Annotated in this window: 20 protein-coding genes; 16 read left to right on the plus strand and 4 right to left on the minus strand. The window is 47.8% G+C overall.

Annotated elements, in window-relative coordinates:
- On the minus strand, positions 1-283 hold a 283-nt coding region (locus EPO18_RS09280), incomplete at its 3' end, for a GIY-YIG nuclease family protein (protein ID WP_292433082.1).
- 304 nt (positions 284-587) lie between these two features.
- Here EPO18_RS09280 and EPO18_RS09285 point away from each other — a divergent pair.
- Positions 588-779, plus strand: coding sequence for a hypothetical protein (locus tag EPO18_RS09285; protein WP_292433083.1), 192 nt, complete (start codon positions 588-590; stop codon positions 777-779).
- Positions 780-1,202: 423 nt separating this feature from the next.
- Here the strand turns inward: EPO18_RS09285 and parE are convergent, their stop codons facing one another.
- Entirely contained in the window at positions 1,203-3,095 is a 1,893-nt protein-coding gene (gene parE / locus EPO18_RS09290; RefSeq protein WP_292433084.1) for a DNA topoisomerase IV subunit B, read from the minus strand.
- A 140-nt stretch (positions 3,096-3,235) separates the two neighbouring features.
- Between parE and EPO18_RS09295 the strand changes: the two genes are divergently transcribed.
- The 6 genes from EPO18_RS09295 (at position 3,236) to EPO18_RS09320 (ending at position 6,994) form a co-directional block, all read left to right on the plus strand.
- Complete coding sequence (locus EPO18_RS09295) at positions 3,236-3,469, plus strand: exodeoxyribonuclease VII small subunit (RefSeq protein ID WP_292433085.1); 234 nt, start codon at positions 3,236-3,238, stop codon at positions 3,467-3,469.
- The gene (gene ispA, locus EPO18_RS09300) at positions 3,462-4,358 is read left to right on the plus strand and encodes a (2E,6E)-farnesyl diphosphate synthase (protein ID WP_292433086.1); all 897 of its coding nucleotides are present in this window, start codon (positions 3,462-3,464) and stop codon (positions 4,356-4,358) included. Before EPO18_RS09295 ends, ispA begins: the two co-directional genes overlap by 8 nt.
- Before the next feature lie 194 nt (positions 4,359-4,552).
- A complete protein-coding gene (locus EPO18_RS09305) occupies positions 4,553-4,936 on the plus strand; it encodes a hypothetical protein (RefSeq protein ID WP_292433087.1) in 384 nt (127 codons plus the stop codon).
- An 83-nt stretch (positions 4,937-5,019) separates the two neighbouring features.
- On the plus strand, positions 5,020-5,751 hold the full coding sequence (locus tag EPO18_RS09310) for a hypothetical protein (protein ID WP_292433088.1): 732 nt from the start codon (positions 5,020-5,022) through the stop codon (positions 5,749-5,751).
- 134 nt (positions 5,752-5,885) lie between these two features.
- Positions 5,886-6,227, plus strand: coding sequence for a hypothetical protein (locus tag EPO18_RS09315; RefSeq protein ID WP_292433089.1), 342 nt, complete (start codon positions 5,886-5,888; stop codon positions 6,225-6,227).
- A 563-nt stretch (positions 6,228-6,790) separates the two neighbouring features.
- Complete coding sequence (locus EPO18_RS09320) at positions 6,791-6,994, plus strand: hypothetical protein (protein WP_292433090.1); 204 nt, start codon at positions 6,791-6,793, stop codon at positions 6,992-6,994.
- Positions 6,995-6,996: 2 nt separating this feature from the next.
- Here the strand turns inward: EPO18_RS09320 and EPO18_RS09325 are convergent, their stop codons facing one another.
- Together EPO18_RS09325 and EPO18_RS09330 are read right to left on the minus strand one after the other, a co-directional pair.
- A complete protein-coding gene (locus tag EPO18_RS09325; RefSeq protein ID WP_292433091.1) occupies positions 6,997-9,237 on the minus strand; it encodes a heavy metal translocating P-type ATPase in 2,241 nt (746 codons plus the stop codon).
- Between the two features lie 11 nt (positions 9,238-9,248).
- Positions 9,249-9,464, minus strand: coding sequence for a heavy-metal-associated domain-containing protein (locus tag EPO18_RS09330; RefSeq protein WP_292433092.1), 216 nt, complete (start codon positions 9,462-9,464; stop codon positions 9,249-9,251).
- Positions 9,465-9,635: 171 nt separating this feature from the next.
- On the opposite strand from EPO18_RS09330, the gene EPO18_RS09335 reads away from it, so the two are divergent.
- The 9 genes from EPO18_RS09335 to EPO18_RS09375 form a co-directional block, all read left to right on the plus strand.
- Complete coding sequence (locus EPO18_RS09335) at positions 9,636-10,835, plus strand: EAL and HDOD domain-containing protein (protein ID WP_292433093.1); 1,200 nt, start codon at positions 9,636-9,638, stop codon at positions 10,833-10,835.
- Between the two features lie 2 nt (positions 10,836-10,837).
- A complete protein-coding gene (gene hflD, locus EPO18_RS09340) occupies positions 10,838-11,464 on the plus strand; it encodes a high frequency lysogenization protein HflD (RefSeq protein WP_292433094.1) in 627 nt (208 codons plus the stop codon).
- A 5-nt stretch (positions 11,465-11,469) separates the two neighbouring features.
- A complete protein-coding gene (locus tag EPO18_RS09345) occupies positions 11,470-12,399 on the plus strand; it encodes an ABC transporter ATP-binding protein (RefSeq protein WP_292433095.1) in 930 nt (309 codons plus the stop codon).
- 136 nt (positions 12,400-12,535) lie between these two features.
- On the plus strand, positions 12,536-13,288 hold the full coding sequence (locus EPO18_RS09350) for an ABC transporter permease subunit (protein ID WP_292433096.1): 753 nt from the start codon (positions 12,536-12,538) through the stop codon (positions 13,286-13,288).
- Positions 13,285-14,640: a GldG family protein gene (locus EPO18_RS09355; RefSeq protein ID WP_292433097.1), complete on the plus strand. Its 1,356-nt coding sequence runs from the start codon at positions 13,285-13,287 to the stop codon at positions 14,638-14,640. Before EPO18_RS09350 ends, EPO18_RS09355 begins: the two co-directional genes overlap by 4 nt.
- A gap of 447 nt (positions 14,641-15,087) precedes the next feature.
- Complete coding sequence (locus EPO18_RS09360) at positions 15,088-16,266, plus strand: hypothetical protein (RefSeq protein ID WP_292433098.1); 1,179 nt, start codon at positions 15,088-15,090, stop codon at positions 16,264-16,266.
- 434 nt (positions 16,267-16,700) lie between these two features.
- Positions 16,701-18,917, plus strand: a complete 2,217-nt coding sequence (locus EPO18_RS09365; protein WP_292433099.1) for a DNRLRE domain-containing protein — start codon at positions 16,701-16,703, stop codon at positions 18,915-18,917.
- A gap of 68 nt (positions 18,918-18,985) precedes the next feature.
- Positions 18,986-19,804, plus strand: coding sequence for a tetratricopeptide repeat protein (locus EPO18_RS09370; protein WP_292433100.1), 819 nt, complete (start codon positions 18,986-18,988; stop codon positions 19,802-19,804).
- 354 nt (positions 19,805-20,158) lie between these two features.
- On the plus strand, positions 20,159-20,798 hold a 640-nt coding region (locus tag EPO18_RS09375), incomplete at its 3' end, for a TonB-dependent receptor plug domain-containing protein (RefSeq protein ID WP_472850883.1).

A 20,798-nucleotide genomic window follows, 5' to 3' on the forward strand; every position in this document is an offset into this window, starting at 1 on the left:
GTTTATGACGCTTGATTTGCTGACATTCCAGCAATAACGCTTCACCTTCAGTATGCGTGACAGTGACTTCAATAGCCGCAATCTTTGCGACCATCCTTTGCTGTTTGGTCGAAGCGGCTTGCTTTTTAAAATAACTCGATACGCGGTTTTTAAGGTTTTTGGCCTTGCCGATATAAATAATCTCGCCCTGATCATTAAGCATCTTGTAAATGCCGGGGCGGGTAGTCAGGTTTTTTAAAAACGCTTTTATGTCAAAATTGTTGTTTGATAACTCGGGGATCACACTTTAACCTAATAACTCGATATATCCACTGCATAGCTATTTTAGCAGTAACGACGCGCACTGAGTGTATCTGCTTTTAAAACCGCTGTTAACGCGCATCACGGCCTTAGCAAAACGGATTGCCATCAATGGCTGCACTTTAAAATGAAGGGTAATTTACAAATAAAGGTTATTTATCAATAATGTGAGACATTACTTATATTTATGCATTTGTGCATGTTAGATTTTATAACGAAAAACAATAAAACGTTGGCAAAACGCTCTATTGCCGACATTTCTTTTAATTTATTTGAAAACTATCCAAATGAAAACAGCAAAGATAACGCCTCTGACAATACAACAATATGTGGAAATCTCCGAAGATGTATACGATGAAGTTGAAAGAGTTGACTATGCGGGAATGCTTGCAGCTAAATGCGTCAAACATCCTGAATTCGGCGACATCATCCTTATTTCATCGGCTACTCATGTGGAGTGTTTGATGATTCACTTTTAACTTTATCGTTGCAAAAAGGCTAGAGGCAGGCATTGCTTGAGAAGGTTTTCGCATTTAGCGCATCATTCCGAGAACTAGCAACTGTGTCTTAAACGATTATTTACCTGCTCCCTGCTTTATATGCCGTACCTTTGATTTATAAAAGTGAATATGCCCAGCATATGATATTTGGCATCCAACAATCGATTATTTGTCGCAGTCGTGTTATTTGGATTGCTCACGTCCGGAACTGAAGCATTGATTGATGGGCCTGAGGCGGCTACATATCGGCTGATAAAGGTTATGACTCAGACCAGTTTGTTACGAGTACTGGCCGGAAAAAGTAAATCCATCATAAAAGACACGAAGACATAAAACTGCATATCTCTTCATTAACTACTTCTTGCGGTCGTTCGTGTCTTTGCGGCGCATACAAATCTTACATCAAACTATATCAGCCAGATTCCCCTTGGTTTCCAGCCACACCTTTCTATCTTGCGAGCGCTTTTTTGCCAGCAATAAATCAAGTTGCCCGTTGGTGTCATCGTCTTCCGCTACCGTCAACTGCACTAGTCTGCGAGTATCGGGGTTCATAGTGGTTTCCCGAAGCTGGCTGGGATTCATCTCGCCCAAACCTTTAAATCGTTGTACATTAATCTGGCCTTTAAGCTTTTCGGCGGCAATACGATCCAGCACCCCTTGGCGTTCGGCTTCGTCCAACGCATAAAATACCCGTTTGCCGACATCGATCCGATACAACGGCGGCATCGCGACGAAGACGTGACCGGCCATTACCAGCGCATTGAAATGCTGATAAAACAAGGCGCAGATCAGGGTGGCGATATGGTTGCCGTCAGAATCGGCATCGGCCAGAATGCACACCTTGCCGTAACGCAGGTTCTGCAAATCGGAAGAACCCGGTTCTATGCCCAGAGCTACGGCAATATCATGAACCTCCTGCGATGCCATCACTTGGTTCGACTCGACTTCCCAAGTATTCAAAATCTTGCCGCGCAACGGCATAATCGCCTGAAAATCACGCTCACGCGCCTGCTTGGCCGAACCGCCGGCTGAATCCCCTTCGACCAGGAACAATTCAGTCCGGGCAATATCCTGCGCAGAACAGTCGGCTAATTTGCCCGGCAATGCGGGGCCGGCGGTGATTTTTTTACGGATGATTTTTTTATTGGAACGCAACCGCTTTTGCGCACTGGAAATAATAATTTCGGCGATTTTCTCGCCTTCGGCAGGGTTCTGGTTTAACCACAAACTGAAGCTGTCTTTCGCCACGCCGGACACAAAGGCCACGCATTCGCGGGAGCTGAGCCGTTCCTTGGTTTGCCCTGAAAACTGCGGATCTTCCAATTTAACCGACAACACAAAATGGCAGTTTTCCCATACATCTTCCGGAGCGACTTTAACGCCGCGCGGCAGAATATTCCTAATGTCGCAAAACTCGCGCATCGCTTCGGTCAGCCCAGCCCGCAGACCGTTGACATGGGTTCCGCCTTGCGCAGTCGGCACTAGGTTAACGTAACTTTCGGCCAATACTTCCTCAGGATTTTCAGTCGCCCAGACGATGCCCCATTCAACGGCTTCATGATTAGCAGCCATGTTGCCCATAAACGGCTGTTCCGGGAAATAGTCAATATCGCCGATGCGGTCGAGTAAATATTCTTTCAGGCCGTCCTGATAACACCAAACATACTCTTCGTCGGTTTGATCGACTTTCAAAGATATTTTCAAGCCCGGACACAAAACCGCTTTGGCACGCAAAACATGCTTAAGTTTTAAAACCGATATTTTATTGGAATCGAAATATTTTTCATTCGGCCAAAACCGAACGGTTGTTCCGGTATTATTCTTGCCGACGGTGCCGGTCTCGGTCAGCTCGGTTTGCTTTTCGCCATCGGCAAACTCCATTCGGTAAACCTTGCCATTCCTTTTAACTTCCACTTCCAGCTTTGCCGACAACGCGTTAACGACCGAAACGCCCACGCCATGCAAGCCGCCGGAAAATTGGTAGTTTTTATTGGAAAATTTTCCGCCCGCATGCAGTTGGGTCAAAATCACCTCGACACCGGGGATGCCTTGTTCCGGATGCATATCGACCGGCATGCCCCGGCCATTATCGCTGACCAGCACCGAGCCTTCTTTATACAAGACCACATCAATAGATGTAGCATGGCCTGCCATCGCCTCGTCAACACTGTTATCGACGACTTCCTGCACCAGATGGTTGGGCCTTGTAGTGTCCGTGTACATGCCGGGACGCTTTCGCACCGGCTCCAATCCGCTTAAAACTTCAATTGCCGCCGCGTTATATTCGTTACTCATACTTCCTAATCACTCACAATTCAATTTCATATATAATGCAGGACGAAAGACAAAAGGCGAAAGGCACAAAATTTTTCGCCTTTTGCCTTTTGCCCTTCGCCTTGAATATTACATCGTATCATTAAAAATATTTTTATCTCATGCCGAAAAAGAAAACCCCGACTTTATTTGAAGACTCACTTGCCGAACTTGAGCAGTTGGTTACCCAACTTGAACAAGGCGACATCTCGCTCGAAGAATCGTTAAAGTCATTTGAGCGCGGAGTTAACCTGACCCGCACCTGTCAAAAAGCCCTGCAAGAGGCCGAGCAGAAAGTTCAAATCCTAATTGAAAAAAACGGCACTCAAACCCTGGAGCCATTTACCGATGAGTAATGCGTTAAAAGACTATCTTGATTTTTGTCAAAACCGTGTAGAAAGAGCGTTAGACGCTCGCCTGCCCAGCGAAAACATATTGCCGAAAAAACTGCACCGGGCGATGCGCTACAGTACTTTGGATGGCGGCAAACGTATGCGCCCGATGCTGACTTACTGCACCGGAAAAACGCTGGGCATAGCCCCGGAAGCATTGGATGGTCCCGCTTGCGCTGTTGAATTCATCCACGTTTATTCCTTGATTCATGACGATCTTCCTGCGATGGACGATGACGATCTCAGACGCGGCAAAGCGACTTGCCATGTAGCTTTCGATGAAGCGACCGCTATTTTAACCGGCGATGCGTTGCAAGCCTTGGCTTTTGAAATTCTGGCCAACGATCCCACCATTACTGCAACCGCTGAAGGCCGTTTGAAAATGATCGTTGCGTTAACCAAAGCCTGCGGTTCTCAAGGCATGGTCGGCGGTCAAGCTATCGACCTGGAATCCGTCGGAACCAGCTTGACCTTGCCGGAGCTTGAAAACATGCATATCCATAAGACCGGCGCATTGATCCGTGCCAGCGTCAATATGGCGACTCTGGCGAAAGCCGATATAGACCCGAATGTCGCCAAAAAACTGGATAATTATGCAAAATGCATCGGCTTATCGTTCCAGGTTAAAGACGACATTCTCGACGAAGAAAGCGATACCGCAACGTTAGGTAAAACCCAAGGCAAAGACCAGGATAACAACAAACCCACCTACCCCGCCCTATTGGGCCTGGCCGGAGCCAAACAAAAAGCGCAAGAACTGCATGAGCAAGCGCTGGATAACCTGAGTATTTTTGGCAGCGAAGCCGATTTGTTACGCGATTTGTCGCTTTATATTATTCAACGGGATCATTGATAGGATTGCGTACTAATTAGTAATTTTGGAAGGAATTATAGGTGTAGAAATCAATGGCCGAAACGTTTTGCTATCAAAGGATAAATACCATAGCATCATGAAAAATATAAACAGATGTATAGGATATACACCTGTTTTTGAAATTTAATATACACTTGAAAAGGTATTTACTTAACGTTGGGCATTAAATCACTATGACTATTAATGACTTCATGATTTTTCTGAAATGTGCAATCGGAGATGCAACATCGTTTGCTGCTTTTCAGGCTATATTCGTCACGTTATTTTTGTACGCCTTTGTAAAAGACCGTGGTTGGTTCAAACGAAAATCCGGTTTAACTGCTACGGTTAAACGGGGAAAGGAAAGTTGGGCCAACTTTCATCTCATGTACGGATTGCTCGCTGTTGTTTTTGCTGAAGTCATCAATACCACAGAGACACTGAAGGGGTTCAAGACAATCATTACACTTGCCGATTTGTCGGTATTGTTCTACCTCTGCTTTTTCAATGGTTGGTTTCGCAACAAAATAATGGGCATCATCATCGCCTCGCAAAACATGGAGGAGCCAAATGTCTAGCGAGTATCAACCCAACCCGTCGTTCGAGCGGGACGCCGCAAAAGCGTGGCGCCCCTCAACTTTGCGTTAGGCACGTGAGGCATATGTTTACTCCACATGCACCCTTAGCGGTTGAAGAAACAATTGATGGCTTTGTCAGATCAATTGGCGGGGTGAAGATATCGGACGAATTACCAAACCCGCCGCCTTTCGAAAATGCCGACTACATTTTTAGGGAAGCTGGAGTAATTATTGAGCTCAAAGAGGTTACTACCGACTTCGGCAAGGCCGGAGGAATAGTTGACAAGCTTATTGGCCTCCATGAAAAGCACTACAGGAATGATCCTTCTTGGCGACCAGCCCTCTTCGGTGGTGTCGGTCATTCAAAGGCATTCATTGCTGACTTCGTTAGAATTTTTAGAGAGCCACTTGGAAGAATACTAAAAAAGGCAAACTCTCAAATAAAGAGCACAAAGAAGAATCTGCCCTTTGAGAACGGCTTTGGTGTAACGATGATAGTAAATGATGGCTTTAAGTCGTTAGAGCCATATTTTGTACGCGCGCTAATTTCCGATATTTTGCTGAATTCAAATTCAGCAATTCAGTGCTGCGTATATATAACCGTCAATACTTATGTAGAAGTGCCAGAAAGCGAGTACGCGCACCTGCTCTGGGTCCCATCCTATTCAGAGCATGCGCCTCAACGCTTGGTTGATTTCATCGATAATCTTGGGGATCGCTGGTTCAACCATCTTGAGTCCCTTACCGGGCCATTTGATGTGTCTGATAAAACATCGGACACCAGTTTTCTCAATGACTCAAAGACAATAAAGTGAAAGGTCAAAGGGAATCAAAGTTTGGCTTCGGCTGGGCACTCCTAACCCGTCGTTCAAGGCCGACGCTGTACAAATTGGCGTATACACCGTATGGCTGCGGCGCGCGGCCTTAGCTTTACGTTAGCGGTCATGGAATGCCAGTGAGGTTATTAAAGACTTCCAAGGTAGGAATAGCTGTCGCCACCCTTTATGTGCTACTTGCAATGACTGTTTTTGTTGCGCACATCTATTCGGTCAAAACCAATCCAGCAGACTCAGGTGAGAGTGCAATTCCTTTTTTCATGCTCACATTGCCTTGGATGACGTTCGTACCGGCATCTTGGCACCATTTACCCGCTTGGAGTTGGCTTGCGTATCTAGTTTTGTGGTTTTGTGTAACGTTTAATGCCTTTCTTATTTACGGTGCTGTTGGTTTAGTAACTTTCATAGTTCAATGGGCATGGGGCAGGTTTCTTTATGTCGCCCGCAACCGCTAACATTACGTTCAACCGGAGCGCGGCTATAATGCGGTTTTTTTTCAGCTTTCCGTGCCGCGCTTGGTTAGCTCTACTTTAGAAGCTTATCGTGGCAAGACGAAGAGAACTAAAAAACATCGCTTCCAGCTTATTCGGCTCATTCATCCTAAAAAACGCAGTTAGTCCACGAAAAGCACAAAAAGCACGAAAGAAATCAATATGTTCCATTGATTTAGTCCTTCACCCTTTGGGTGACTACCTGCAATTGGGTATCTATTTGAATTTTTTCGTGCTTTTTGTGTTGCCTAAAGCACCTACTTTTGGTTTTCGTGGATTAAATGATTTTTCCTAGGTTCATGGTTTATTTGTTTCAAGTTCCGCCCGCCACAATCCCGGTATTGCTTTCAAGACAATTATGACCGTCGATAAGATATTAAGGAAATTTAGTGCCGGTTTATCGCCATATATCTCCAAAAGCAATGCATAGCGATACGCTAATACAATGCTGTATAACGGTATTTTTAAAACGGCACTTTTTATGCTCAATAGATGATGAATTTAATTGTTTTCTTAGGAGCACGGCCATGACAACGCAAAACACAAATACAGCAGATTCCTCCTGGACAGTGTTTATCGAAATTTTAAGCGATGAATTCACCGCAAAGACCGGGTTCGGGGTGTATGCGCATATCACGCCGCTAGATGTCGATCAGGCTTACCGGCAATATCAACTACGGAATGCGCCGATGCGGCTATTCGTCCGTGAATATGTCAGGGACTATGTCTAACGCTATTTGCTCTCAGTAAATTTTGTCCAGCGCAAACGGTTGGCGTTGCTAACCACTGTCACAGAGGATAGAGCCATAGCCGCGCCGGCAATCATCGGGTTTAATAACACGCCGAAAATCGGGTACAGCAAACCCGCCGCAACCGGAATGCTGACAGTATTATAAAAAAATGCGCCAATCAGGTTTTGTTTGATATTGATGACTGTCGCTTTGGATAACTCAATCGCTTCGGGGACTTTCAGCAAGGAACCTTGCAAAATAACCACATCGGCGCTTTCAATAGCCACATCGGTACCGGTACCTATCGCAAAACCGACATCGGCCTGAGCCAATGCGGGCGCATCGTTAATACCGTCGCCGACCATGCCGACAATTTCACCCATTTGTTGCAACTCTTTAACTACCGCCGCTTTATCTTGAGGCAACACCTGCGCCCGCACTTCGGCAATACCGGCTTGTTTAGCAATGGCGTGAGCGGTTATATGATTGTCCCCGGTCACCATGATGATGCGTACGCCCTGATCTTTCAATAGCTGAACCGCGTGTGCCGAATCTTTTTTAATCGGATCGGAAACAGCAATAATGCCGGTTATTTTGCTGTCTACGGCCAGCAGCATCGGCGTTTGCCCCAAAGCCGCTAGTTTTTCCAGCCGGTTATTAAAGCGCGTGAAGCTAACGCCTTGCTCGTCCATCAACGCCTTATTACCGAACAACACGCGCCGGTCATTAATGGTCGCCATCACCCCATGGCCTGCGACGGCAGTAAATTGTTTAACTTTTTCCAGTCTTATTTGGCTTTCTTGCGCTGCCGTCAAAATAGCTGTCGCCAATGGATGTTCCGAGCCCGATTCAATGCTTGCCGCCAACTGCAACACTTGTTCTTTGCTAATGTCGCCGATAGCTTCAACCGTCGAGACAGTAGGTTTACCCTCGGTTACCGTGCCGGTTTTATCGAGTATCAAACAGGTTAATTTACCCGCCATTTGCAAGGCTTCGCCTTTACGGATCAAAATGCCTGACTGGGCGGCTCTGCCTACCGCTACCATCACGGAGATAGGCGTCGCCAAGCCCAAGGCGCAAGGACAGGCGATAACCAAAACAGTCATGGAGGTGACAAAAGCATAACCTAGTGAAGGTTCGGGCCCAAAAGCGTACCAAATCAAAAAAGTCAGCACTGAAAACGCGACCACAGCCGGTACAAAAACGCTGGAAATTTTATCTGCCAACCGGGCGATCTCGGGTTTGCTGCTTTGCGCTTGCCGGACACTTTTGATTATTTGCGCTAATGCAGTATCCCGGCCGATGCGGGTTGCGGTAAATAAAAAACTGCCGGTTTGGTTCATGGTTCCGGCGACCACTTCCGAACCCACGGTTTTTTCTACCGGCAGCGATTCGCCGGTCAGCATCGACTCATCAACTGTGGAATGACCTTCCAACAACATACCGTCGACGGCGATTTTCTCGCCGGGCCTGACTCTTAACGTTTCTCCCAAACCGACTTGCTCGATAGCAATATCCATTTCTTCGCCGTTTCTGACCACACGCGCCGTACGCGGCTGCAAGCCGATCAACTTACGAATGGCGCTGGAGGTTTTTCCTCTGGCTAGCGTTTCCAAACCGGAACCCAGATTTATAAAAGCCAGTATCATCACGGCGGCTTCAAAATAGGCGTGTTTCGCTAAAGATGGCAGGGTATTGTAATAATCGAGAACAATGCAGGAATATAACCACGCTGAACCTGTACCCAAGGCAATCAGGGTATCCATGTTGGCTTGGCCCAGCGTTAATGACTTGTACGCGCCGCTGTAAAAATGCAAACCTGAATAGATTAGTATGCTGAAGGTGATGAGGGCAATTTCCGGCCAGACCCATAAGCCTGTTGCCGAACCGATTTCCGGTAACCAATTAAAATGTTCGGCTGCCATCAGCGACAGCCCGAAGACTGCCGCTACGGCCGCTTTTTTCATCAGCTGTCGATAGCGTTGCAGTTCTTGCTCTTCCTGCTCGGAAGGATCTTCAACCCCCTCCATTACAGCTGCATCGTAGCCGGCCTCTTTAACGGCCTGTTTTAGCAGCTCCGGGTCGGCATCGCCTTTAACCACGGCGGAATGATCGGCAAAATTGACGCTGACCGAAGCCACGCCTTCAACTGACGCCAAAGCACCTTCTACGGCGCTGACGCAGCCTGCGCAACGCATGCCTAAAATGGATAAACGCAATTCGTCAGAAGTTTCTGCACTCATAAAATCACCTCTTAAGGTGCCTCCACATTAAAGCCGGCTTCAGTAATAGCCTCGACAATAGCGTCCAGGCTGGTTTTTCCAGCATCAAATTGAACGTTAACTTCCTTATTTTTGCTTGACGCATTAACCGACAACACACCATCGATAGTTTGCAGTTTACTCATTACATTGGCTTCACAACCGCCGCATTTCATGCCATTAACAGTTAACGATACTGATTCAGTCATTGTTTGTCCTCGTTGTAGCAGAAAACCTGCATTGAAACATATCTGTAACAATGCTTATACATCATACTCGACTGACAGTCGATAATCATGGTATAAAATCAATCCGATAAGCAGGATTATGCTTTTCTAAGCGTCACCTTCACTTTTTAAATCTAATACCTAAGCAACTAAATGGCAGATATTATAATTGGGCGGCAACAGATTTTTGACAAAAAATTGGATATATACGCCTATGAACTTCTTTTCAGAGGTAGTGATTTTGATCTGAACCATAAGGAAGGCGCTACGCAAGCAACCAATCAGGTCATTACCGATACTATTTTAGAACTAGGGCTTAATACCATTGTTGGATCCCACAAAGCCTTCATTAATTTTACGACTCAAAATATCCTGGACAAAACTCCTTTACATCTTCCTAAAGACCGGATTGTCATTGAAGTACTAGAAAATGTTGAAATCGACTCAAGAATTGTCGCCAATTTAAAAGAGCTATCGAATCTTGGTTATATCATTGCCTTGGATGACTTTGTGTTTTCCGAAGAATGGACGCCACTGGTAGAGTTTGCCGACATCATCAAGTTGGATATTATGGAAATGGGCGAGTCAAAAACACGAGATTTAATAAAACAACTCAAACCCTACAATGTACAACTGCTCGCTGAAAAAGTAGAAACATACGCTGAATATCAATACCTCCTCGAATTAGGCTGTGATTATTTCCAGGGGTTCTTCTTCAACAAACCCAATATAGTTTCCGGCAAACGCTTGAGCGTCAATCAAACAGCGGCCATCCAATTATTAAACACAGCTAATAACCCGGATGTCGAATTTGACGATCTAACCAAGATAATATCCCTGGATGTCGGCCTCAGCTATAAATTGTTGCACTATATAAATTCCGCGTTTTTCGCCTTACCCAATAAAGTCTCATCCATTAACCATGCTATTTCTTATTTGGGGCTAAAAGAAATAAAACGCTGGATAAACATATTAACACTTGCATCCTTATCCAATAAGCCGGAAGCTGTAATGCAGAACGCATTGATCCGCGGCAAAATGTGCGAGGAGTTGGCCGGTCTGAGCGGCGATAAGTCAGACAATTTTTTCCTGATTGGCATCTTATCCAATTTGGATAGCTTACTGGACATGCCATTGAATGACGCGCTCAGCCAATTGCCACTGGCCGATGATATTGTTTCCGCCATCTTGCATAAAAAAGGGCTAGGCGGTGAAGCGCTTAAATGTGTCATTAGTTATGAACATTGGGATATTTCATCAATATCATTTAAGGATATTGACCAATCCGTTATTGGCGACACTTATATTAAAAGTATAAATTGGGCAAAAGACATTATGGGCAATATAAAATAATTATGTCGTTAAATACAATCATCAACCAGACTATCGCTCTGGCCGGTATTGCTCAGTCAGCAGCGCTGGTTCAACAACTTGCAACGACTGGATCAGCCGATTCGGCCGCCCTTGAGTCCAGTATAACCAGCCTCTTTGTTAGTGATGAGTATGGCATAGAAAATGTTTTTGGCGGATTGTCCGGCCTTAAGCTGGGAATTGAACAGCTTAACGGTCAAATGACCGCCTTCAAAATTGCTAATCCTGAACAAGCCCGGTATGCAGCCTCGCTGGTTTTCCTGGAAACTCAACTATCCAAGCAACCCGGCATGCTTAAAAGCATTTTCGCCGGCATTGAACGCGCCCAGACACAATCAGAGCATTTTGGCCTGCTGCATGAGAATGTGCTGGCAAATCTTGGCGACATATATCACACCACCATCAGCACCATGCAGCCGAGAATCATGGTTAATGGCGAACAGGAATATTTATCCCGGCCCGACGTCGTTAATAAAATACGCGCTTGTCTGTTGGCCGGAATACGTTCTGCCATCCTTTGGCGACACTGCGGCGGCGCGCGCTGGAAGTTTCTGTTTTACCGGAAAAAAATTCAGGCTGAATTACAAATACTGCAGCAACGCCTTCAGTAACCTGTATGATTACTCTTATCGAAGCCGATCATCTAACCCGTTATTACGGCAACCATTGTGCCGTTAACGATGTCAGTTTTACTCTAGCTAAAGGCGAAGTACTTGGTTTTCTAGGCTCTAACGGCGCTGGTAAAACCACCACGATGCAAATGCTGTGCGGCAATCTCGCGCCCAGCGCCGGGCAAATTAAAATCAACGGTTTCGACCTGCTGGATCAACCTAAAGCCGCTAAACTAAATCTGGGCTATTTGCCCGATACGCCGCCGCTATACAAAGAACTAACGGTGCAGGAATTCCTGCTTTATTGCGCCCGGTTGCACGGCATCGCCAAAAGTTCCGTCACTGGCGCAATTAATCGAGCTCAAGAGCGTTGCGGTTTAACCGACGTCGCCGACCGACTGATCGCCAATCTGTCCAAAGGTTTTCAACAACGAGTAGGCATTGCTCAAGCCATTTTGCATAATCCTGAAGTTATCGTGCTTGATGAGCCGACTGTCGGTCTTGATCCCATTCAAATTAGGGAAATCCGTTCCTTAATCCGGGAACTGGGACAAGATCACGGCGTCATCTTGTCCACCCATATACTGACCGAAGTGCAGGAATCCTGCACCCATGTGCAAATCATTGATCAGGGACAGCTGATCCTGAACGAAACCATAGCGGGACTTAACCGGCAAATGGATACCGGCACACTGCAAGTCGCTACCCGGCTGACAGTAGATACCAACAGACTATTAAGCATTCCCGGCGTCAGTTCAATTGAAAGTATTTCGGAAAACCGGATCAAAATTCACCACAGCGTAACCGCCAATCCGGCCGAACAAATTGCCGAACAGATCATTGCCGCCGGATGGGGATTACAGGAGTTGACGCCGGTGAAAAGATCGATGGAAGATATTTTTATCAGCTTAACTAAAGAGCATCGCGAATTATGAGCATGATTTGCGACTATTCAGCGCCATCAAATGCAATAGAACGCAGATGATTATGATAAACGCTGATAAAATAAATCCTATTCAATCATAACCATCTGCGTCATCTGCGTTCTATTTCTCTAACTGAGTAATGACCATGATTTTAAAAATCGCTTCCCGCGAATTCAGAAGCCTGTTCCTATCGCCGATGGCCTGGACGATATTAGCCATATTGCAATTCATCCTGGCATTTTTGTTTTTAACCCAAGTTGAAGCGTTCGCAGAGCTCCAGCCCAAACTAGCTACAATCGAAGGTGCGCCCGGATTGACCGATATTATCGTGCCGCCATTGTTCGGCAATGCCGGCATTATTCTGTTGCTGGTCACGCCGTTATTAACTATGCGCCTGATTTGCGAAGAGCGCCGCAACAAAACCTTGGCATTACTGCTTTCCGCACCAGTTTCCAATATCGACATTATTCTTGGCAAGTATTTAGGCATACTCGGACTGATGCTGCTAATCATTGCACTGATCACCCTGATGCCGCTATCTTTGCTATTCGGTGCTGAGCTGGATTTTGGCAAATTATTTGCCAATATTTTAGGTTTACTTTTATTGGTTACCGCATTTGCCGCTACCGGCTTGTTTATGTCCTGTATCGCCAGCCATCCGACTGTTGCCGCAATGAGTACTTTCGGCATGTTATTGTTATTGTGGATTTTAGACTGGTCGGTCGGTATGAATGATCATCGTAGCGAACTGTTTGAATACCTGTCGATGCTGAGACACTTCCAGAACATCCAAAGCGGCCTGATCAGCTCAGTCGATGTCAGTTATTTCCTGCTGTTTATCACTATCTTTATTGCACTCAGCATTCACAGCCTGGATAACGACCGCTTACAAAAATGAAAATATCGCCGCATAAACATCAACAAATCCGTTTAAAAAACTTGGGAATCACTCTGGCTTTATTGTGCTTAATCGGCTCACTGGCCTGGTTAAGTACCCGCTATAGCACAGAAACCGACATAACCAGAAACAGTAGTAACAGCCTGTCCCAAGCATCGCAAAAACTGTTGGAATCGCTGCCCGGTAAGATCCAGCTCACCGCTTATATCAAAAAAGACCCGGCGCTAAGAAGCCAGATTGCGCAATTGGTTGACCGCTATAAACGCCATAAAGCCGACCTGAGCCTAGTTTTTATAGACCCTGATTCGCAACCGGAAAAAGTCCGCGAACTCAATATAGACGCGACAGGCGCCATTATTGTCGAGTATCAGGGTCGCACTGAAAAACTGAATTTTATCGACGAATCATCGCTGACCAACGCGCTATTGCAACTGGCTAACGCCGACGAACGCTGGGTCACGTTCCTGACCGGCCACGGCGAGCGCGCCCCGGACGGCATCGCCAATTTCGACTTGGGCCAATTCGGCAAGGAACTGGACCGGCGCAAAATCAAGGCACAAGCACTCAATCTGGCGACCATGCCGGACATTCCAAGCAACTCCGCGTTGCTGGTGATTACCGCCCCCGCCGTGCCGTTGCTGACCGCTGAAATTGAACTAATCAAACGCTACATCCGGCAAGGCGGCAACCTGCTGTTACTAACCGATCCGGGCAACCACCATTTGGACGCATTGTTACAAGCCCTAGGTTTGCGCCAGCTACCAGGAACCCTGGTAGACGGAAAATCCAAGCTGTACGGCATCAACGACCCCAGCTTCGTGCTTGCCAGCGATTATCTGCCCCATCCGATCACCCAAGGCTTTCAAACCATAAGCGTTTATCCGGTTACCGCCGCACTGGAAATCGGCGAAGAAACAGATTTTCAACCCGTGGAATTACTTAAAAGCGCAACGCAATCATGGACAGAAACCGGCCCCATAGCCGGAAAAATTCTTTTTGATGCCGACGGCGACGAAAAGCAAGGCCCGCTTGCCTTTGCTTATGCCTTAACCCGTCCTTCGACAAGCTCAGGACAGGCTCAAGAGCAACGCATCGTCGTTGTCGGCGATGGCGACTTTCTATCCAACGCCTACCTCGGTAATGTCGGCAATTTGGACATTGGCTTAAGAATGATCAACTGGCTGATTCACGATGACCGGTTTATCGACATCCCTGCCAAAATAGCAACCGATAAAAGCCTGCAATTAAGCCAGATCAGCGTCGCCGTTATCGGCTTTGGCTTTTTGGTAATCATACCGTTGGTGTTGATGGGCGCAGGATTTTATATCTGGCGTAAACGCAAACAGCGTTAAACCATGTTTTTACTGCAAGGCTTGTCAGGTTACAGCTGTATGTAAGTCGGCTAAAACCTGTCTTTTGCAATTATTTTCGGCTAACCGTTGTAGATGTGCCGGCGTCAGAAGGTTTTTCGAGTTAGTATTTATTAAGTATTCATACCCATTGTTTTGTTAGTTAAAAATGTTAGTTTATAAATAGCTATTGGTTTGAGTGCATGATAATTTATATCAGCGCATCCGCCGGCTACAGATCCATAATTACTCCCATCTGAGTGAGAAATCGTACACTTTATGTAAAGCAATACCTGTTGATTTACATGGCTTTTCATTATTTTTAAGTTGTACGCTTTCAAAGCAGGATAGCATCTACATAGCAGTTGTCCGATTACTTATAGTCCCTTTGCTACATGCGGTAGCGAGGCTACATGATTAATTAATGTTGGACAGATAGGGAAATAGAAAATGAACACACAAGACTCCGATTTTGAAATCTCCCTGATCAGGGACGACCTGTTGTTCCGCTTACAGCGCCGCTTCGGCCTGATTCCGGATCATGGCTTGGGCTTGATCCGCCGGGCGATTTTCTTCAGCCTGCTGGCTTGGCTGCCCGTTGCGGCTTGGGCTGTTTACAACGGCCGGGCGTTGCCTGGGACTGTCAACGAACCTCTGCTCCAGCATTTCGGCATCCACGTTCGTTTCCTGATCGCGCTGCCGTTATTGATTCTCGGCGAAGGAGGCGTGCATCGCATGACCACTCGCCTCATTCCCTATTTCCATACCTCAGGCCTGATCCGGAAGGAACAGCGGGAGGCATTCAGGGAAGTTCTTCGGGGCATAGTCCAACTACGCAACAGTTCCTTACCCTGGATCGTGATCGCGGCTCTTATCGTCGCTTGGCTGGGATTCCAGCCGCCCAGCCAGGATAAACATGAACTGGTGTGGGCCAATATCGGCGAGCCAACGCGTTTCAATGTGGGATTCGGCGGCTGGTGGCTGGATCATGTGGCTCAGCCGATCTTTCTTGCTCTCCTCTGTGTGTGGCTGTGGCGGCTGATCCTGCTTTTCCTACTTTTGAAGCGAATTGCCGCACTGGATCTGCAAATCGTTCCCACCCATTCCGATCGGGCCGGCGGCCTCGGTTTCCTGCAAAGAGTCCCCAAAGCCTTTAGCCTGTTTGCTTTCGCTCTGTCTGCCGTGCTGGCTTCACGCCTCGCGCACGATGTGGTTTATCACGGCGTACATGTTATGTCCTTGAAACTGGAAGTAGTGGTATTCCTGATCCTTTTGATTATGTTGTTCCTGACGCCATTGATAGTATTCATCCCCAAACTTGTAGCGGCCAAAAAGCAAGCGCTGTTGGACTATGGTGCCCTGGTCGGCGAACACGGACGTCTTGTCCACCGGCGTTGGATTTTGGGGGAATCACTGGAAGACCCGTCCTTGCTGGAAGCCCAGGAAATTGGCCCGGTAGCCGATGCCGTCAGTCTTTACGAGGCAGTGGCGAACATGCGGGCGGTGCCCGTCGGCAAGACAGCGATCCTCGCTGTGGTCTTGCCAGCCGCAATTCCGATGCTGGTGCTATTCGCCATCGAGATTCCAATCAAGGAATTATTGCTTAAGATATTGGGAGCCTTGGCGTAGCGGTGCCGCGGTTAGCATTGAAACTGCTGGAGGTAAAAATGTCCGCCTGCGCAGAATGCCGTTACGATCCCATAAAAAATCTGTGAAATTCTAAATCCCAATCCGCTATCTTACTTGTCGCGCTGCCACTGGTTCTTCAAGAGCCGGCGTCAACCTTAGCAATGTTTCAAACCGTATCACCTTGGCGACCTCCTTGAAAAAGTCCCTCTATCAAGTCCGAGCCGACTTGTTTTCCGACTATTTGCTGGCAGAACTGCGTAACCCCAGAATCAAGGCTTATTCGGGAGGATAGCGAAAGTCCTAATTTGTAGATTTTCTGGAAAAAATGAGCGCTAAAATTGATAAATTCTCGGCGCTGTTTTACATCCTCTAACTTTTGTCATATTTAACCTATATTGTTTAAATTCCTTTTTAACCAAACTTATAGGATTTTTATGAATTTGTTAAAACTTCTTCGCATTACTTCGCCGGTTCTTATCGCATTGATGGCGGCAGCACCAGCTCAAGAGGCAGCCGCGTTAGCTCTCACCCGTGGCCCTTATTTACAAACCGGCACATCCAGCGGCCTCATTGTGCGCTGGCGTTCCGACTTGGCTTCCGACAGCCGCGTACGGGTCGGCACCAGCCCGGCGAACCTAAACCTCACGTTCGATCAACCCGCGTCTACTACCGAGCACATCGTACAGGTGAACGGACTCAATCCACAGACCAAATACTACTATTCAATTGGTTCCACTACGCAGGTGATTTCGGGCGCTGACAGCAACACCTATTTCACCACCGCACCTACCACTGGCACACAGCAACCGACGCGCATCTGGGTGATCGGCGACGCCGGCAACGGCAGCGCTGGTCAAACCGCCGTTTACAACGCATATCGCAATTTCACCGGCGCTAATCCCACTCATTTGTGGTTGCAACTAGGCGACAACGCCTACAACAGCGGCACTGATGCCGAATATCAGTCGAATATGTTCAATATGTATCCCGATATGTTCCGGCAGTCCGTGACTTGGCCGACCTTGGGTAATCATGATGGCGCGTCGGCGGATTCTGCCACTCAGACCGGTCCCTATTACAACATCTTCTCGCTGCCCAAAAATGGGGAAGCAGGCGGCGTGGCTTCCGGCACCGAAGCATATTACTCTTTCGACTACGGCAATATCCACTTCATCGTACTCGATTCGCATGATTCGGTCCGCACCGCCGGCAGTCCGATGTTGACTTGGTTGGAATCCGATCTTCAAGCCTCCAACGCGGAGTGGAACATCGCCTTCTGGCATCATCCACCGTACAGCAAGGGTTCGCATGATTCCGATACCGAGAGCCAAATGGTCGAGATGCGCCAGAACACCTTGCCCATCCTTGAGGCCTACGGCATCGATCTGGTACTGACAGGTCACAGCCATGCCTACGAGCGCTCGAAATTCATTGACGGCCATTATGGTTTGTCTTCGACGTTCAGCGATGCAACCCACGTTGTGCAAACCGGCAGTGGTCGCACCGACGGCACCGGAGCCTATAATAAACCGGTTGGCGGCGTGGCTCACGCGGGTACAGTATATGCGGTTGCGGGTAGTTCAGGCTCGATAGGCGGCGGTACGCTGAACCATCCGGCTATGTACCTCTCGTTGAACGAGTTGGGGTCGATGGTGCTGGATGTGAACGGCCTTACGCTTGATGCCAAATTCCTGAACAACAACGGCACGGTACGCGACTATTTCACCCTGACCAAAGGCGGCACACCTCCGCCGCAGTTGGCTAACGTAAGTGGCGTGGTCTGGCAGGACGTTAATGCGGACGGCATCCGCGTAGCGGGCGAAAGCTTTCTGCAGGGCATCGAGGTGCGGCTCTATACCGACACCAACGCACTGGTTGCCACGCAATCCACCAACAGCAGCGGCGGCTATCAATTCGCCAGCGTAGCCGCCGGTAACTACTACGTGCGATTCACCCCAGGCACACGCAGTATTTCGCCTCAGGATCAAGGCGCGAACGATAGTATCGACAGCGATGCGAGTCCAGCCGATGGCAAGACCGCCGTATTCAACGCAGCGGCGGGTAGCAGCATCGTCAACGTGGATGCCGGCATGTTCACGCCGGGCGGCGCGCCGCAAACCGTACAGTTGCAGGATGGCCTGAACGCTTATGCCGGTACGCAGGATACCCACGTTGCCAGCAATAAAGCTACCACCAACTACGGCAACGCTACGACCATGCTTGCAGATGGTTCGGATGCCACTTACGGTCGCCTGATTGGTTTGATGAAGTGGACAGTCTCATCGATCCCCTCTTCGGCCACAGTAACCAACGCCACCGTCACTCTAAGGGTCTCCAATAAAAGTGTTGGCAACTACAATCTATACGCGGTGAACACTGCCTGGTCCGAAGGCACTGCGACTTGGAACAGTGTCAATCCGCTTGCCAATCAAGGCTTATTGATCGGTTCCTTCCTGCCGTCTGCGACAGGCAGCTACACCATTCAACTGAACAGCGCCGGTATTTCTCTGGTGCAAAGCTGGGTCAACGGTTCGGCAGCCAACAACGGCTTCATGATCGTGGATGGAGGCACCAGCGACGGCGTTGATCTGCGTTCTTCGGAGTACGGCACGCAAGCGCAACGGCCGAAACTAACTGTCACTTATCAATAACCCAACCCGCCGGGCATCCGGGCTTGTCGCCCGGATGCCCGGCACTTTTTTATACGGAGGAAAAACTCATGCTTACACACGTACTGCTATTTACCGTGCTGCTGGGATACGCCGGTGTCGCGTCGGCTCACGGCAATGTTAACGAACGTATCCACGGACTGGATCACGAGATCGCCCATCATCCCAAGGACGTCAACCTGCTTATTAAACGCGGCCAATTGTTATTGGACGAGGGACACGCCGACGATGCGCGCGACGATTTCGTCAAGGCGCACAAACTCGCGCCCAAACGGATCGAAGCGCTCTACCATCTCGCCCAGGCGCAACTTATGCTGAAGCAGCCAGACACCGCGTTGGAATCAGCGAATAAATTTCTCCAGCAGGCGACAAACGATGCCGCCAAAGCACGTGGTTTTATACTTACCGGTGATATCTTGTCAGCATCGGGCAAACCTTTCGATGCAGCCGAGGCCTATTTGAATGCCATCAATCATTCCCAGGAAATAAAACCCGACTATGTGCTTTATGCCGCCAATGCTTTTCATGCCGCCGGCAAAACCGACAGAGCCATTGAAGTGTTGAACGACGGCATTGCCCGGCTCGGCTCTCTACCCACGTTAAACGACCGGGTGCTTGAGTTGGAGGTTGAGCAAAAACTTTATGAGCCGGCATTGAGCCGGATCGACCAAATGCTTGCGACTCACCAGCGCGTTCCTTTTTTGCTCTACAAAAAAGGCCTGATCCTCAAGACACTGGCACGCACCAGTGAAGCTAAACAAACTCTAGCCTCTGCGCTTAAGGAAATCGATGAATTGCCGGAATCGCGTAGACACACACAAGCGATTGAAAAACTCAAAAATGGGCTGCTGGCAGAGATTAACTTCTAAATAATGCATGGAAATTGTCGATTAGCATCAAAATTTACCATAGCAAATTACTATTGCATAGTTTCCCTAGGCTGATAAAACGGACGCTGAAACTGGAATATATTGGACGCTGTTTTACATTCAATTCAACACAGCGGAGGACTTGTCCGCAAAAATGAAAGTACAGTTCATTGTCCTCTGTTGTGCAAAACAACCACTATGCGCGGACGGTGCTAGGGCAAATTTGCAACAATTTATCTTCGGTTCATTACTAATTGCGGATTTTAGTACCCTGTTACATACGCTGAAAACTCCGAAAAATATTCCCGCTATAATTGTTATCATGTCCAGCTCGGCAATCAGAAAAAAGTTGCTATGCGTATCAAACAAAAACAAAACTCTAAAATCTGCCTTGGCATCGGGGTTGTGTTAGGCATGAACTGTGTAATGGTTAACGCCGATTCTCAACCTTTGGAACTTGATGAAATGGTCATCGAAGCAGGGCGGGAAAAAGATCTTATCGGTACAACCGGATCGGCTTCCGAAGGTGAAGTTAGTCAGGCACAGTTTGAATATCGTCCGCTTTCCCGTAACGGCGAGCTTATGGAAGTAGTGCCCGGCGCAGTGGCTACCCAACACAGCGGTTCCGGCAAAGCTAACCAATATTTCCTACGCGGGTTCAATCTCGACCACGGTACCGACTTTACCACGTACGTCGATGGCATTCCGATGAACATGCCTACCCATGCCCACGGACAGGGTTATATGGATATTAATAGCGTCATTCCCGAATTGGTGAAGAAGATTGAATACGGCAAGGGACCGTATTATGCAGAAGTCGGCGATTTTTCATCAGCCGGTTATTCGAAAATGTTCTCGATGGACAAATTGCCTGAAGGACTTTTGAAGTTTACCGGCGGCGAGTTCGGTTATTACCGTACGTTGATAGCTAATTCCAACAAAGTCGGCAGCGGCGATTTACTTTACGCCGGCGAGTTCAATTTCTACAACGGCG

Origin of the sequence: Methylobacter sp., from assembly GCF_004322395.1 — a bacterium.
In the GTDB taxonomy this organism is placed as follows: domain Bacteria; phylum Pseudomonadota; class Gammaproteobacteria; order Methylococcales; family Methylomonadaceae; genus Methylobacter_A.

What these genes read in the sequence shown, in the direction of transcription:
- EPO18_RS09320 (WP_292433090.1), top strand. Translation starts at nt 6,791, where the DNA reads ATGACAACGCAAAACACAAATACAGCAGATTCCTCCTGGACAGTGTTT.
- EPO18_RS09365 (WP_292433099.1), top strand. Translation starts at nt 16,701, where the DNA reads ATGAATTTGTTAAAACTTCTTCGCATTACTTCGCCGGTTCTTATCGCA.
- EPO18_RS09285 (WP_292433083.1), top strand. Translation starts at nt 588, where the DNA reads ATGAAAACAGCAAAGATAACGCCTCTGACAATACAACAATATGTGGAA.
- EPO18_RS09335 (WP_292433093.1), top strand. Translation starts at nt 9,636, where the DNA reads ATGGCAGATATTATAATTGGGCGGCAACAGATTTTTGACAAAAAATTG.
- EPO18_RS09325 (WP_292433091.1), bottom strand. Translation starts at nt 9,237, where the DNA reads ATGAGTGCAGAAACTTCTGACGAATTGCGTTTATCCATTTTAGGCATG.
- EPO18_RS09310 (WP_292433088.1), top strand. Translation starts at nt 5,020, where the DNA reads ATGTTTACTCCACATGCACCCTTAGCGGTTGAAGAAACAATTGATGGC.
- EPO18_RS09360 (WP_292433098.1), top strand. Translation starts at nt 15,088, where the DNA reads ATGAACACACAAGACTCCGATTTTGAAATCTCCCTGATCAGGGACGAC.
- ispA (WP_292433086.1), top strand. Translation starts at nt 3,462, where the DNA reads ATGAGTAATGCGTTAAAAGACTATCTTGATTTTTGTCAAAACCGTGTA.
- EPO18_RS09315 (WP_292433089.1), top strand. Translation starts at nt 5,886, where the DNA reads ATGCCAGTGAGGTTATTAAAGACTTCCAAGGTAGGAATAGCTGTCGCC.
- EPO18_RS09350 (WP_292433096.1), top strand. Translation starts at nt 12,536, where the DNA reads ATGATTTTAAAAATCGCTTCCCGCGAATTCAGAAGCCTGTTCCTATCG.
- EPO18_RS09295 (WP_292433085.1), top strand. Translation starts at nt 3,236, where the DNA reads ATGCCGAAAAAGAAAACCCCGACTTTATTTGAAGACTCACTTGCCGAA.
- parE (WP_292433084.1), bottom strand. Translation starts at nt 3,095, where the DNA reads ATGAGTAACGAATATAACGCGGCGGCAATTGAAGTTTTAAGCGGATTG.
- EPO18_RS09330 (WP_292433092.1), bottom strand. Translation starts at nt 9,464, where the DNA reads ATGACTGAATCAGTATCGTTAACTGTTAATGGCATGAAATGCGGCGGT.
- EPO18_RS09305 (WP_292433087.1), top strand. Translation starts at nt 4,553, where the DNA reads ATGACTATTAATGACTTCATGATTTTTCTGAAATGTGCAATCGGAGAT.
- EPO18_RS09370 (WP_292433100.1), top strand. Translation starts at nt 18,986, where the DNA reads ATGCTTACACACGTACTGCTATTTACCGTGCTGCTGGGATACGCCGGT.
- hflD (WP_292433094.1), top strand. Translation starts at nt 10,838, where the DNA reads ATGTCGTTAAATACAATCATCAACCAGACTATCGCTCTGGCCGGTATT.
- EPO18_RS09355 (WP_292433097.1), top strand. Translation starts at nt 13,285, where the DNA reads ATGAAAATATCGCCGCATAAACATCAACAAATCCGTTTAAAAAACTTG.
- EPO18_RS09345 (WP_292433095.1), top strand. Translation starts at nt 11,470, where the DNA reads ATGATTACTCTTATCGAAGCCGATCATCTAACCCGTTATTACGGCAAC.